A 13726-nucleotide genomic window follows, 5' to 3' on the forward strand; every position below is an offset into this window, starting at 1 on the left:
GAATAAGCGCGTGTCGTTGGGAGCATGGCGGCGTGACCCAAATGACCGAACGAGGCCCGTCGTTGTCGGCAGAGCACGGACGGTCCGTCGTGCAGGCCCGGGCGCTGCTGCGCGGCGCCGTCGCGGCAGGGCTGGGACTGGGCTCCGTCGCGGTGCTCGTCGTGGTGCTCTGGATCAGTTCCCCGGCACCGGACAGCGGCCCCGGCGAGGCCGTCCACGCGGCGGCGGGTCTCTGGCTGCTGGCGCACGGCGCCGGACTCATCAGGACCGACACCCTGACCGGGGCCCCGGCTCCCGTCGGCGTCGTTCCGCTGCTCCTCACCCTCCTGCCGGTCTGGCTGGTGCATCGGGCGGCCAGGGACGTGCTGGAGCCCGAGGAGGGGCGCGGCGCTCCCTCGGCCGGTTGGACGTTCGCCCTGGTGACGGGGGGATATCTGCTGGTCGGCGCGGCTGTCGCGCTCTACGCCCGGGGCTCCTCGCTGTCCGCGCGGCCGCTGTCCCTGCTGTTTCCGTCGGCCCTCGTGGTGGCGTGCGCCGCGGCCGCCGGGGTGTGGACGGCCTCGGGCCGCCCGCTCGGGCCGCCGCCCTCCTGGGCGCCGGTGCGCCTGCACGAGGCGATGGCGCGCTCCCGGTTCGCGCGGCGCGCGGAGGCGGTGGGCCGGTCCGCCGCGGCCGGGGTGGCGGTCCTGCTGGGCGGGGGCGCCCTGGTGGCCGCGGCGGCGCTGGTGTGGCACGCGGAGCCGGTCCAGGAGTCGTTCCTGCGGCTCTCCGGTGACTGGTCCGGGCGGATCGCGGTGCTCCTGCTGGCGCTGGCGCTGGTGCCGAACGCCGCGGTGTGGGGTGCCGCGTACGGGCTCGGCCCCGGCTTCGCGCTCGGTACGGCGTCCACGGCGACCCCGATCGCCTTCGAGGGGCACCCCGCGCTGCCGGACTTCCCGCTGCTGGCCGCGCTGTCGGCCCACGGACCCGGGGCGCCCCTGAACTGGGCCGCCGCCGCGGTGCCGGTCGCGGCCGCGTTGACGGTCGCCTGGTTCACCGTACGAAGGGCGGCGCCCGCCCACGGCGCGCGCGAGGAGGCGTGGAGCCTGCGCGAGACGGCGCTGACCACCGCGCTGGCGGCAGCCGGCTGCGGCGTCGGCGCGGCCCTGCTGGCGGCCGCGGCGGGAGGGCCGCTCGGGACGCACGCGCTGGCGCGGTTCGGGCCCGTCTGGTGGCTCACGGGCGCGGCGGCCCTGGTGTGGACGGCGGCGCTCGCCGTCCCCGTGGCGCTGCTGCTGCGGGCCTGGCGGCTCCGTGGGCGTACACCGGACGAGGAGCGCGCGGCCGAGGCGGAGAGCGCCGTTCGGAGCGGTGCGGGCGACGAGGAGCGGAAGCCCGGGGGAGCGGTGCGCAAGCCCCGGGGCGAGGCGGAGGGGGACGCGGGGAAACCGTCGCGCAGGTGGTGGCCGGGGCGCGGCCCCAGGCCGGCGGATCCCGGTACGGACGAGGCGTCCGTCTCCGTCCCCCACCCGGCCGGATCCCGGCGGGCCGACGAGGACGACGCGTTCGAGGCCTACGACTTCCAGGCGTACGACTTCCTGCCCACCGACCCCTGGCACGCGAAGGCGTCCGACGCACGGCCTGCCCGGTCCGCAGCACCCGCGGCGGCAGGCGAACCCGCACCGGCCGGAGAGATGGAAGAAGCCGCGGCAGCGGGCGAACCCGCATCAGCCGGAGAAGGTGTGCGGGCGGCGGGTTCCGCAACCGCCGGGCCGGCCGGGCCTCTCGGCCCGGCCGGCCCGGCGGACGCTACTCCTTGACGCCGAAGAAGGGTTCCAGCGGCTTCGGGAGCAGGTCGTTGCAGGACAGCTGGCCCGTCTTGGTGAGGGCGTCGTTCACGCAGGTGTAGTAGTCGCGGTAGACCAGCTGCACGGTGAACGTCGTCGCCACGATGGACAGAGCGACCAGCGCCGTCACCAGGCCGCTGACCGCGGCCGTCGTCTGCTGCCTGCTGCCGCGCTGGACGTAGTTGACTGCCTGCGGGCCCGCCGCGGGCGTGGAGCCGGTGATCGGTGCCGGTGCGGACGGCTGAGCGGGTGCGGTGCCCTGGCCCTGCGCGAGGGTGCCCGCGCCGGGTGCCCCGGCCGGGCCGGTGGCCTCCCCCGGCGCCGACGGCTCCTTCGGCTTGGCCCGGAGCGCGCTGATCGACCAGTAGGTGGCGAGCGCGCCGAGCAACAGCGCGATCTCCGGGAGGTCGAAGAGTGCGAAGAAGAAGGCCCACATGCCGGAGAGCAGGGAGTACCGGGCGCGCCGCTGGACCGGGTCGGTCGGGTCCCAGCGCAGGCTGGAGCGGGGGCCGTCGGGGCCGCCCCGCCCGCCGCCCGGGCCGCCCTGGCCGCCGGGACCGGTGGGGCGTCCGCCGAAGTTGCCGTTCTGGCGCCCCGGCTGGTGGCTGCTCCACTGGCTGCCCCAGACGGGCCGGCTGTCGGAGGAGCCGCCCTCGGGTGCGTCCCCGGAGTCGCCGTTGCCCTCGCCGCTGCCGTTCGTACCGCCGTTGGCCGGGTGGCGCGGCTGCCACGGCTGGTCGGGGCGGCCCTCGGGCGGCGGGGCGAACGGGTTGTCCTCGTCGGAACCGGACGACCCGGAGGAGCCGGCCGGTGAGGAGGAGGGCGGAGTGGAGGAGGAAGAGGAGCCCGGCGTGGGGGACTGGCGCTCCCGCATCAGCAGTGTGGACCGCTCGGGCAGCGGGTGGCGGAAGGCGTTGCGGCGGCGTCGGTCCGGCATATGGTGAACGTCTTCCCCATCTCGTCATTTCCGCCCGGTGGACGGTTCGCTGTCCCCTGACGCTACCCTCCGGCGCGGAGGCGCCGAAAGCTGGGCGTACAGGCGTGGTGGCGGACAGCTGCCCCCCGGACCGCCCGCCCGTGCCGGGCCGGCGGTCACCGGACCCTCACCCCCGTCAGACGAGGGCGTTCCGAGGTGCCGGTATCGTTGCTGACGGTCGGCTCGTTCGTAGAGTTCCCCGTATCGAGGGGCGCGATTCTTTCGTATGACCGTACAAACAGCATGGTCGCCGTGCCGCCGGTCCCGCAATGTGGCGGGTGGTGCGGCCGCTTCGAACTGCTCCACACGCGAGAAAGGGCCCAGCCGTGGCCTCCCCGCTCTCCTCCGCCGGACCGGCCCGCCTGGTCGTCCTGGTCTCCGGTTCCGGTACGAACCTCCAAGCCCTGCTCGACACGATCGGTGACGACCCCGAGGCGTACGGTGCCCGGATCGTCGCGGTCGGTGCGGACCGCGACGGCATCGCAGGTCTGGAGCGGGCCGAGAAGGCCGGGCTTCCCACCTTCGTGTGCCGGGTCAAGGACCACGCGTCACGCGCGGAGTGGGACGCCGCCCTCGCCGCGGCCACGGCCGAGCACCGCCCGGACCTCGTCGTGTCCGCGGGCTTCATGAAGATCGTGGGCAAGGAGTTCCTCGCCGGGTTCGGCGGCCGGTTCATCAACACCCACCCCGCCCTGCTCCCCAGCTTTCCCGGTGCCCACGGTGTGCGCGACGCGCTCGCGTACGGCGTGAAGGTCACCGGGTGCACCGTCCACTTCGTCGACGACGGCGTCGACACCGGTCCGATCATCGCGCAGGGCGTGGTCGAGGTGACCGAAGAGGACACCCCGGAGGGCGAAGCGGCCCTCCACGAACGCATCAAGGAAGTCGAGCGCAAGCTGCTCGTCGAGGCCGTGGGGCGGCTCGCCCGTGACGGCTATCGCATTGAGGGACGAAAGGTTCATCTCGGTCATGTCGGTGAATAAGCCCATCCGCCGCGCCCTGGTCAGCGTCTACGACAAGACGGGGCTCGAAGACCTCGCGCGCGGTCTGCACGAGGCGGGTGTCGAGCTGGTCTCCACCGGCTCCACCGCCGGGAAGATCGCAGCCGCCGGAGTCCCGGTCACCAAGGTCGAGGAGCTCACCGGCTTCCCCGAGTGCCTCGACGGCCGCGTCAAGACGCTGCACCCGCGCGTCCACGCCGGCATCCTGGCCGACCTGCGCCTGGACGCCCACCGCGAGCAGCTCGCCGAGCTCGGTGTGGAGCCGTTCGACCTGGTGGTCGTCAACCTCTACCCGTTCAAGGCGACCGTCGCCTCCGGCGCGTCGGACGACGAGTGCGTCGAGCAGATCGACATCGGCGGCCCGTCCATGGTCCGCGCCGCCGCCAAGAACCACCCGTCGGTCGCCGTCGTCACCAGCCCCGAGCGGTACGCCGACGTGCTGGCCGCCGTCAAGGCGGGCGGCTTCGACCTGACCGCCCGCAAGCGGCTCGCCGCCGAGGCCTTCCAGCACACCGCCGCGTACGACGTGGCCGTCGCCTCCTGGTTCGCCTCCGACTACGCCGCGGCCGACGACTCGGGCTTCCCCGACTTCACCGGTGCGACCTACGAGCGCAAGAACGTCCTGCGCTACGGCGAGAACCCGCACCAGCCCGCCGCGCTCTACACCTCCGGCGAGGGCGGCCTCGCCGAGGCGGAGCAGCTGCACGGCAAGGAGATGTCGTACAACAACTACACGGACACCGACGCCGCGCGCCGGGCCGCGTACGACCACGCCGAGCCGTGCGTCGCGATCATCAAGCACGCCAACCCGTGCGGCATCGCGATCGCCGACGACGTCGCGACGGCGCACCGCAACGCGCACGCCTGTGACCCGCTGTCGGCGTTCGGCGGCGTCATCGCCGTCAACCGCCCGGTGACGGTCGCGATGGCCGAGCAGGTCGCGGAGATCTTCACCGAGGTCATCGTCGCCCCGGCGTACGAGGACGGCGCCGTCGAGGTGCTCGCCCGCAAGAAGAACATCCGCGTGCTGCGCTGCCCCGACGCCCCGTCCTCCGAGGTCGAGGTCAAGCCGATCGACGGCGGCGCGCTGCTCCAGGTGACCGACCGCCTCCAGGCCGACGGCGACGACCCGGCCAACTGGACGCTCGCCACCGGTGAGGCGCTCTCCGCCGACGAGCTGCGTGAGCTCGCCTTCGCGTGGAAGGCCTGCCGCGCGGTCAAGTCCAACGCGATCCTGCTCGCCAAGGACGGCGCCTCGGTCGGCGTCGGCATGGGTCAGGTCAACCGCGTCGACTCCGCGAAGCTCGCGGTCGAGCGCGCGGGCGAGGAGCGGGCACGGGGCGCGTACGCGGCCTCCGACGCCTTCTTCCCCTTCCCTGACGGGCTGGAGATCCTGACCGCGGCCGGCATCAGGGCCGTGGCCCAGCCGGGCGGTTCGGTCCGCGACGAGCTGGTGGTCGAGGCCGCGAAGAAGGCGGGCGTGACGATGTACTTCACGGGTACGCGGCACTTCTTCCACTGACCCGTGTCTCACCCGGGTGGCCCGGGAGAGACACGAAGGCCGCCGATTCCCCACGCGTACGTGGGGAATCGGCGGCCTTCGTCATGCCGTGAGGGTGCTCACACCTTCAGCGCGTGCTCACTTCGTCTTGATGACGAGCGTGCTGCCGGCGCGGTCGTGCCAGCCCTGGAGCTTGCCCGAGTTGTCGAAGAAGGGGGAGAGGTAGACCAGCAGCGTGCCGAGACCGCAGAAGAGCGAGCCGACCATCGGGATGATCCAGCGGATGAAGCCCGCACCCAGGCCGGGGGCCTGACCGGTGTTCTCCTTGACGACCTTGACGTTGAGGACCATCTTGCCGAGCGTGGCGCCCCAGATGGAGACCATCAGCCACTCGTAGAGCAGCGCGATCAGAGCGAATACGGCGACGAAGCCGAGGAAGCCCGCGATGATGCCGACACTGGCGTCGGCATTGTCGTTCACGCACTGGGTGTAGGCGGAGGTGCCGTACTCCATGCCGCTGCAGTCGTCGATGGACTTCGAGGCGCCCACGAGGCTGGCGACGCCGATCAGCGAGAAGATCATGTAGAGGATGCCGTACGCGACGGCGTCCAGGGCGCGCGCACCCAGGCGGCGGCCCATCGTGGCGAGTTCGACGGTGCCGAGCCCCGCGACGTTGATGTAGCCGTTGTTGGCCTGGAGGGTGCCGCCGGGCTGCTGGGGCGGGTAGCCGTAGCCGGGCTGGCCCTGCGGGGGCACGCCGGGCTGCTGCGGGTAGCCGTAACCCGGCTGACCCTGCGGCGGGACACCCTGCGGCGCCTGCTGCGGGTATCCGTAGCCGGGCTGGCCCTGGGGCGGCTGACCGGGCTGCTGCCCGTAGGGGTTGTTCGGGTTCGGGTCGCCGAAGCTCATCTGGGGCGTTCCTCCAACGGACGTACGGGGACGAATGCGGCCGCGCGGAGGAAAGAAAACATCAGCGGTCCGCCCCCCGGGTACTTCTGCGGCACTGCGGCCTTCATCGTTATAAGCAGGACGTAAGTTTGTCCAGCCGCTGTCCAAGAAGTTGTCCAAGTGCAACCTTGTGTCCACGGCAGCGCCCGCAATTGGTCCGCGGGCGGGGTCATCCGCGAGAATGTCCCCATGACTGCCCAGATTCTCGATGGCAAGGCCACCGCAGCCGCGATCAAGTCCGATCTCACCGTCCGCGTGGCGGCCCTCAAGGCCCGGGGTGTCACCCCGGGCCTGGGAACCCTGCTGGTCGGGGACGACCCGGGCAGCAGGTGGTACGTGAACGGCAAGCACAAGGACTGCGCCCAGGTCGGCATCGGCTCCATCCAGCGCGAACTCCCCGACACCGCCACGCAGGAGGAGATCGAGGACGTCGTCCGCGAACTCAACGCCGACCCCGCGTGCACCGGTTACATCGTGCAGCTGCCCCTGCCCAAGGGGATCGACACCAACCGCGTCCTGGAACTCATGGACCCGGCCAAGGACGCCGACGGCCTGCACCCGATGAGCCTGGGCCGGCTCGTGCTCAACGAGCAGGGCCCGCTGCCCTGCACCCCGCAGGGCGTCGTGCAGCTGCTCCGCCACCACGGGGTCGAGATCAACGGCGCGCACGTCGTGGTCGTCGGGCGCGGTGTCACGATCGGCCGGTCGATCCCGCTGCTGCTCACCCGTAAGTCCGAGAACGCCACGGTGACCCAGTGCCACACCGGTACCCGTGACCTCTCCTCGCACCTCCGCCGGGCCGACATCATCGTGGCCGCCGCCGGTGTCCCGCACATCATCAAGCCCGAGGACGTGAAGCCGGGCGCGGCCGTGCTCGACGTCGGCGTGAGCCGCGACGAGAACGGCAAGATCGTCGGCGACGTCCACCCGGGCGTGGCCGAGGTCGCCGCCTGGATCTCGCCGAACCCGGGCGGCGTCGGCCCGATGACCCGCGCCCAGCTGCTCGTCAACGTGGTCGAGGCGGCCGAGCGCGACGCCGCCGACGCCGTCTGAGCCGGTTGATCCCGATCCGGAAGGAACCCCATGGGTGCTGGTACGAGTCCGGCCGACCGGGCCGCCTCGGCGACCGGCCCGGCCGACGAGCGGGCAGAGAGCGCGGCTGACACCGCGGACGACGCCCCGGCCGCAGGCCCGGCCGATGCGTCGGCCGCCGCCGCGGTCGACGAACCGGCCGAGGATCCGGACGGCCGCACCGGCAGCCACCCGGAACCCGGCCCCGGCGAGTCCCCCGCGGCGCGCCGGTCGCGGCGTTTCCCGTCGTTCACCCGGGACACCGCGCGTCCCGAGGGCGGCGGCCGGGCGGCGGGCGGCGACGCCCCGGCGCCCGCCCGTCAGTGGCCGCTGCTCGCCGTGCTCTGCACGGCCGGGGCAGGTCTGCTGATCGTGGCCGCCGACCCCTTCGAGGAAGCCTTCCGGATCGGCACGATCCTGATCGGTGCGGCGCTCATCGGGGGCGCGGTCCTGCGGCTCGTCGTCCCGTCGGTGGGCATGCTCGCGGTGCGTTCCCGCTTCACCGACCTGGTGACGTACGGACTGCTGGGCGTCCTCATCGTGATGCTGTCGCTCATGGCGCAGCCCAAGCCGTGGCTGGACATCCCGTTCCTGGAGGACGCGGTCCACTTCACGATCCGATGAACGGTGTCCGTCCCCTCCCCCGAGAAGGGACGGACACCGGGGCGGGGCGCACCGGAGCGAAAATGCCCCGGAACGCGGCGACTTGAGCGGCCTTGCCCCGTCCTGGCTCCAGCCTTGTTGACCGGGATCGAGGGTTCAAGGGATGGCTGTGGCCTGTGGCACGGAAGTGACCATTCCGCCACGGTGTGATCGCTGGGCAACGGTGGCAGACTGGCCCGGCCCGCCACGGGCAGGGGCGTGCGAGCGGGTGCCGGGACGCCGAGTGCCACCGTGCGCTCCCTCCCCGGGAACTGGCAGTCTGCGTCCGCGCATCCACCTGGGCAGTCCGGAACGGAAGACCAACCGCTCCGGACGGGGGCGGACCGTGCGCGCGCGGCGGAAGCCGGGCGTACCGAACGGGACGCACAAGCGACGAGCCGTCAGCGGTAGCGGTGACGGTGGCGGTAAGTAGGGGGAATTGATGCCTCGTTGGAAGGCACTGCCGGCGGATCTCGACCCACAGATCCGGGAGTTCACCGGCCAGCTGCGCAGAATCGTCGACCGCGGCGGCCTGAGCATCGCCGCGCTGGCCGACCGCACGGGCTACAGCAAGACGTCGTGGGAGCGGTATCTGAACGGCCGGCTGCTCGCCCCGCGCGGTGCGGTCGTCGCGCTCGCCGAGGCGACCGGTACCGACCAGACCCATCTGAACACCATGTGGGAGCTGGCGGAGCGGGCCTGGAGCCGCGCCGAGATGCGCCACGACATGACGATGGAGGCCATCCGGATCACCCAGGCGCGGGCCGCGCTCGACGCCGGGGCCCCGCGCGGCCACGGCAGGAGCCGCCCCTCCGGCGCCGTCGGTACGTCAGGGCGGGCAGGGGCGGGCGCGCTGCCCGGCGAGGGCCGCTCGGCGTCCGTGCCGGCCCAGCGCGGTTCGCTTCCGCGGGTGCCGCAACAGCCGCAGGCCGGGCCGGACCCGGTCCGCGGGCACGGTCTGCCGCCCGCCGTGGCCTTCGCCGCCGGCATCGGCGGACCGCAACCGCCCGCGCGCCGCGACGGCGGCGGGGGCACGTCGTCCGGGGGCGGCCGCAGGAGGGTCCTGATCGCGGCTGTCGTCGTGGGCGTCCTGCTCGTGGTCACCGGGGCGGTGCTGCTGCTCCGCCCGGACGGCGGCTCCCACGGCACCGAGGCCGCGACCACGCCCTCCCGGGCACCGCGGACCAGCGCTCCCGCGCTGCCCGCCGGGGTCGAGTGCAGCGGCTCCGCCTGCGCGGGCCAGGACCCCGAGGAGATGGGGTGCGGCGGCGAGCACGTCCGTACGCTCTCCAGCGCCACCGTCGGGACGAGCTTCATAGAGGTGCGCTACAGCGAGACGTGCGGCGCGGCATGGGCGCGGATCACCAAGGCCGCCCCCGGCGACACCGTGGAGATCACCGCGGGCGGGGCAGGGCAGAACAGCACGGCGGACGCCACCACGGCCGCGTACACCCCGATGGTCGCCGTACGGCGGGTCGCCGACGTCGAAGCCTGCGCCACGCTCGCCTCCGGTACGCGAGGATGCACCGCCGAGGCGTCCGAGTAGGAGGAGTGGGCGTGCCGCCCGCACGCCCGCCGGTACGCGACGCCCGCGGACCCGCCGCTCCCGCCGGTACGCCCGCCGGTCCGCGACGCCCGCGGACTCGCCGCTCCCGCCGGTACGCCCGCCGGTCCGCGACGCCCGCAGACCAGCACGCCCGCTCGTGCGTCCTCGCTTCCGCCCCCCCCCGGATGAGCGGGGAGTGACCGGTTGTGTGCGGTGCCACAGGGGGGTGGGCGGCCACGGGGTCGCGGGTCGGATAGCCTGACCGACGGATATCTCTTCACATCAAGATTCAGGGATGTCCAGCACCAGGGGCCAGGAGCCCCCACCGCCAGCTGTCTAACGGAGATCGCCATGACCCGCACTCCCGTGAATGTCACCGTGACCGGCGCAGCCGGCCAGATCGGCTACGCGCTGCTCTTCCGCATCGCCTCCGGCCACCTGCTCGGCCCGGACGTGCCGGTCAACCTGCGTCTCCTGGAGATCCCGCAGGGGCTGAAGGCCGCCGAGGGCACCGCGATGGAGCTCGACGACTGCGCCTTCCCGCTGCTGCGCAACATCGAGATCACCGACGACGCCAACGTCGGCTTCGCCGGCGCCAACGTCGCCCTTCTCGTGGGCGCGCGCCCGCGCACGAAGGGCATGGAGCGCGGCGACCTGCTCTCCGCCAACGGCGGCATCTTCAAGCCGCAGGGCAAGGCGATCAACGACAACGCCGCGGACGACATCAAGGTGCTCGTCGTCGGCAACCCGGCCAACACCAACGCGCTCATCGCGCAGGCCGCGGCCCCGGACGTACCGGCGGACCGCTTCACCGCGATGACCCGTCTGGACCACAACCGCGCGATCTCGCAGCTGGCCGCCAAGACCGGTGCCGCCGTCTCCGACATCAAGAAGCTGACGATCTGGGGCAACCACTCGGCCACCCAGTACCCGGACATCTTCCACGCGGAGGTCGGCGGGAAGAACGCCGCCGAGCTCGTCAACGACGAGGCCTGGCTGGCCGACACCTTCATCCCGACCGTCGCCAAGCGCGGCGCCGCGATCATCGAGGCCCGTGGCGCGTCCTCGGCCGCCTCGGCCGCGAACGCCGCCATCGACCACGTGCACACCTGGGTCAACGGCACCGCCGCGGGCGACTGGACCTCCATGGGCATCCCGTCGGACGGCTCCTACGGCGTCCCCGAGGGCATCATCTCCTCGTTCCCCGTCACCACGGAGAACGGTACGTACAAGATCGTCCAGGGCCTGGACATCAACGAGTTCTCCCGTGCGCGCATCGACGCGTCGGTGAAGGAGCTCACCGAGGAGCGCGACGCGGTCCGCGAGCTCGGCCTGATCTGATCCGTGCGTCCCCCTCGGGGACGCGGGAACGCCTTCGCCCCCGGCAGCGCTTGCTGCCGGGGGCGAAGGCGTTGCCGGCAGGGCCGGAGCGCTTGCGGAGCGTCAGAGAGCGGCGGCGAACTCGCCCAGGGCCGCCATGGCGCGGCGCTGGAGACCGGGGCCGAACGTGACGCGGGCGGCGCCCAGTTCGCCCAGGCCCCGTGGACCCGGACCGCCCGGCACGGCCAGGGCGTTCAGCGGCACCGGTACGGCGGCGGCCAGGCGGGGGAGCGCCTCGGCCGGTGCCGCGATCGGGTAGACGCCGTCGGCGCCCGCCGCCACGTACAGCAGCGCGCGTCGCACGGTCTCGGCCTCCGGGTCCGTGCCCTCCGGGACGCCGGTGACATACGTGTCCACCCGGGCGTTGACGAACAGCTCGTCCCCGGCGGCCGCCCGCACCCCGGCCAGCCGGTCCGCCTGCCACCGGGCATCCACGAGGACGCCGTCCACCGTGTCCTCCAGATTGCAGCCGACGGCCCCCGCGGCCAGCAGCCGCTCCACGAGTTCCCCGGGCGCGAGTCCGTACCCCGCCTCGATGTCCGCCGACACGGGTACGGAGACGGCGCGGGCGATCCGCTCCACCGCCGCGAACATCTCGGCGGCGGGCGTGGCCCCGTCCGCGTACCCGAGCGAGGCCGCCACTCCGGCGCTCGGTGTGGCGAGGGCCGGGAAACCCGCGTCGGCGAGCACCCGCGCGCTCACCGCGTCCCAGGGGCCGGGGAGGACCAGCGGGTCGGCGGGGGTGCGGCCGTGGTGCAGGGTACGGAGTTCGGACGCGGTCATCGCGGAGGGGCTCCTGGGACGGGGTGGGGGCGCAGACGGGGTCAGGCGCGGTGGTCGCCCGGGGTGTAGTGACCGGGAACCATCCGGGTGGTCACGGCGAACCGGTTCCAGGCGTTGATCGTAATGATCGCGGCGATGAGATGGGCGAGTTCGGTCTCGTCGAAGTGCTTGGCGGCGTTCGCGTACACCTCGTCCGGTACGAAACCGTCGGTCAGGACGGTCATCGCCTCGGCCAGCGCGATCGCGGAGATCTCCTTCGGCGTGTAGAAGTGCTGCGACTCCTCCCACGCGCTGAGCTGCACGATCCGCTCGATGGACTCGCCCGCGGCGAGTGCGTCCTTGGTGTGCATGTCGAGGCAGAACGCGCAGTGGTTGAGCTGCGAGGACCGGATCTTCACCAGCTCGGCCACCACCGGGTCGAGCCCCTTGCGGGACGCGGCCTCCAGCCGGGCCATGGCCTTGTAGACGTCGGGGGCGTGCTCGGTCCACTGCATGCGAGGGGTGTGCTCGGTGGTGTATTCGGACGGTGCGTGGCTCTGCTCGTTCGTGGTCATGGATGCCACGCTACGTGGGGGGTGGCGCAGCGGTATGGTCCATTTTCATGACTGATCCGTGGGCCACTTTCGGGGCCGACCTGCACATCGACCCGACCGGCGCACCCGGCTTGCGGGCCGGGCTCATGGACGCCCTGCGCGAGGCGGTCCGGACGGGGCGCCTCGCACCGGGCACCCGGCTGCCGTCGTCCCGCACCCTCGCGGCCGACCTGGGGATGGCCCGCAACACCGTCGCGGACGCCTATGCGGAGCTGGTCGCGGAGGGCTGGCTGACCGCGCGGCAGGGCTCCGGCACCCGGGTCGCGCGGCGCGCCGAGCCGCGGCGCGGGGCGAGCGCGCCACCGCGCTCCCGGCCGCCCCGCAGCAGCCCCGCGTACAGCCTGATGCCCGGCTCGCCCGACCTGGCCACGTTCCCGCGCGCCGAATGGCTCAAGGCCGCCCGCCGCGCCCTCACCGCGGCGCCCAACGAGGCCTTCGGGTACGGCGATCCACTCGGCCGCATCGAACTGCGGACCGTGCTCGCCGACTACCTGTCACGCGCCCGCGGTGTGTACGCGGACCCCGAACGCATCGTCATCTGCTCGGGCTTCGTCCACGGACTGATGATGATGGGGAAGGTGCTGCGGGAGCGCCGCGTGCGCGAGGTCGCCGTCGAGTCGTACGGGCTCGACGTGCACACCCGTCTGCTCGTCGAGGCCGGGCTGCGCATCCCCTGCCTGCCGCTCGACGAACTCGGCTCCAGGACCGGCGAACTGCCCGCGATGCGGGGCGCCGGCGCGGTGCTGCTGACACCCGCGCACCAGTTCCCGACGGGGGTGCCGCTCCACCCCGACCGGCGGGCCGCGGCGGTCGACTGGGCCCGGAGCACCGGCGGCCTGATCCTGGAGGACGACTACGACGGGGAGTTCCGCTACGACCGCCAGCCGGTCGGCGCCCTCCAGGGACTCGACCCGGAACGCGTCGTGTACTTCGGCACGGCCAGCAAGTCCATGGCACCGGGGCTGCGGCTGGGCTGGATGGTGGTCCCGCAGTCGCTGGTGCGCGAGGTGACCGAGGCCAAGGGGGTGAGCGACTGGGCGTCCGGCGCGCTGGACCAGCTGACGCTCGCGGAGTTCATCGCCTCCGGCGCGTACGACCGGCATGTGCGCTCCATGCGGCTGCGCTACCGCAGCCGCCGCGACCAGCTCGTCGCCGCGCTGGCGGAACGAGCCCCGTCCATCAAGGTCAGCGGGATCGCCGCCGGCCTGCACGCCGTACTCGAACTCCCGGAAGGCGGCGAGGCGGACGTCGTCCGGGCGGCGGCCTGGCAGGGGCTGGGGGTGGAGGGGCTGTCCTTCTACCGCCACCCGGACGCCGAGGTGCGCCGCGAGGCCCTGGTCATCGGCTACGGCACCCCGACCGACAGCGCCTGGGCCGGCACGCTCGACGCGCTCATGCGGGTGCTGCCGTGAGACGGGGACGGGGAGGACCGCCGCCCCCGCCGAGGAGGACGACGGGG

The 13726-nt window shown here is 73.2% G+C and carries 12 protein-coding genes; 8 read left to right on the top strand and 4 right to left on the bottom strand.

All coding sequences use genetic code 11. The annotated features are described in order from the left end of the window. The first annotated feature begins 41 nt into the window (after positions 1–41). The gene (locus ACGFZA_RS01825; RefSeq protein WP_393677601.1) at positions 42–1799 is read left to right on the top strand and encodes a DUF6350 family protein; all 1758 of its coding nucleotides are present in this window, start codon (positions 42–44) and stop codon (positions 1797–1799) included. Here ACGFZA_RS01825 and ACGFZA_RS01830 read toward each other — a convergent pair. Continuing rightward, on the bottom strand, positions 1789–2763 hold the full coding sequence (locus ACGFZA_RS01830; protein ID WP_393676466.1) for a hypothetical protein: 975 nt from the start codon (positions 2761–2763) through the stop codon (positions 1789–1791). The genes ACGFZA_RS01825 and ACGFZA_RS01830 overlap by 11 nt on opposite strands. Positions 2764–3128: 365 nt before the next feature. Between ACGFZA_RS01830 and purN the strand changes: the two genes are divergently transcribed. Further along, on the top strand, positions 3129–3785 hold the full coding sequence (purN, locus tag ACGFZA_RS01835; RefSeq protein ID WP_385284922.1) for a phosphoribosylglycinamide formyltransferase: 657 nt from the start codon (positions 3129–3131) through the stop codon (positions 3783–3785). After that, positions 3772–5325, top strand: coding sequence for a bifunctional phosphoribosylaminoimidazolecarboxamide formyltransferase/IMP cyclohydrolase (gene purH / locus ACGFZA_RS01840; RefSeq protein WP_393676469.1), 1554 nt, complete (start codon positions 3772–3774; stop codon positions 5323–5325). Before purN ends, purH begins: the two co-directional genes overlap by 14 nt. A gap of 117 nt (positions 5326–5442) precedes the next feature. Here purH and ACGFZA_RS01845 read toward each other — a convergent pair whose 3' ends face one another. Beyond that, the gene (locus ACGFZA_RS01845) at positions 5443–6213 is read right to left on the bottom strand and encodes an RDD family protein (protein WP_385284785.1); all 771 of its coding nucleotides are present in this window, start codon (positions 6211–6213) and stop codon (positions 5443–5445) included. Between the two features lie 228 nt (positions 6214–6441). On the opposite strand from ACGFZA_RS01845, the gene ACGFZA_RS01850 reads away from it, so the two are divergent. The 4 genes from ACGFZA_RS01850 to ACGFZA_RS01865 all read left to right on the top strand — a co-directional run bounded on the left by ACGFZA_RS01850 (position 6442) and on the right by ACGFZA_RS01865 (position 10852). Further along, positions 6442–7305, top strand: coding sequence for a bifunctional methylenetetrahydrofolate dehydrogenase/methenyltetrahydrofolate cyclohydrolase (locus ACGFZA_RS01850; RefSeq protein ID WP_385284787.1), 864 nt, complete (start codon positions 6442–6444; stop codon positions 7303–7305). Between the two features lie 30 nt (positions 7306–7335). After that, on the top strand, positions 7336–7947 hold the full coding sequence (locus ACGFZA_RS01855) for a DUF3017 domain-containing protein (protein WP_393676472.1): 612 nt from the start codon (positions 7336–7338) through the stop codon (positions 7945–7947). A 460-nt stretch (positions 7948–8407) separates the two neighbouring features. After that, positions 8408–9511, top strand: a complete 1104-nt coding sequence (locus ACGFZA_RS01860; protein ID WP_393676474.1) for a DUF2690 domain-containing protein — start codon at positions 8408–8410, stop codon at positions 9509–9511. Positions 9512–9862: 351 nt separating this feature from the next. Next, complete coding sequence (locus ACGFZA_RS01865) at positions 9863–10852, top strand: malate dehydrogenase (RefSeq protein WP_219574035.1); 990 nt, start codon at positions 9863–9865, stop codon at positions 10850–10852. A 102-nt stretch (positions 10853–10954) separates the two neighbouring features. On the opposite strand, the gene ACGFZA_RS01870 is transcribed toward ACGFZA_RS01865, so the two are convergent. Both ACGFZA_RS01870 and ACGFZA_RS01875 read right to left on the bottom strand, forming a co-directional pair. Continuing rightward, a complete protein-coding gene (locus ACGFZA_RS01870) occupies positions 10955–11674 on the bottom strand; it encodes an isocitrate lyase/phosphoenolpyruvate mutase family protein (protein ID WP_393676477.1) in 720 nt (239 codons plus the stop codon). A gap of 41 nt (positions 11675–11715) precedes the next feature. Further along, on the bottom strand, positions 11716–12228 hold the full coding sequence (locus ACGFZA_RS01875; RefSeq protein ID WP_393676479.1) for a carboxymuconolactone decarboxylase family protein: 513 nt from the start codon (positions 12226–12228) through the stop codon (positions 11716–11718). Between the two features lie 47 nt (positions 12229–12275). Here ACGFZA_RS01875 and ACGFZA_RS01880 point away from each other — a divergent pair, with 47 nt between their 5' ends. Then, positions 12276–13679: a PLP-dependent aminotransferase family protein gene (locus ACGFZA_RS01880; protein WP_393676481.1), complete on the top strand. Its 1404-nt coding sequence runs from the start codon at positions 12276–12278 to the stop codon at positions 13677–13679. Positions 13680–13726: the final 47 nt, after the last annotated feature.

Origin of the sequence: Streptomyces sp. NPDC048211, from assembly GCF_043202315.1 — a bacterium.
Lineage (GTDB): Bacteria > Actinomycetota > Actinomycetes > Streptomycetales > Streptomycetaceae > Streptomyces.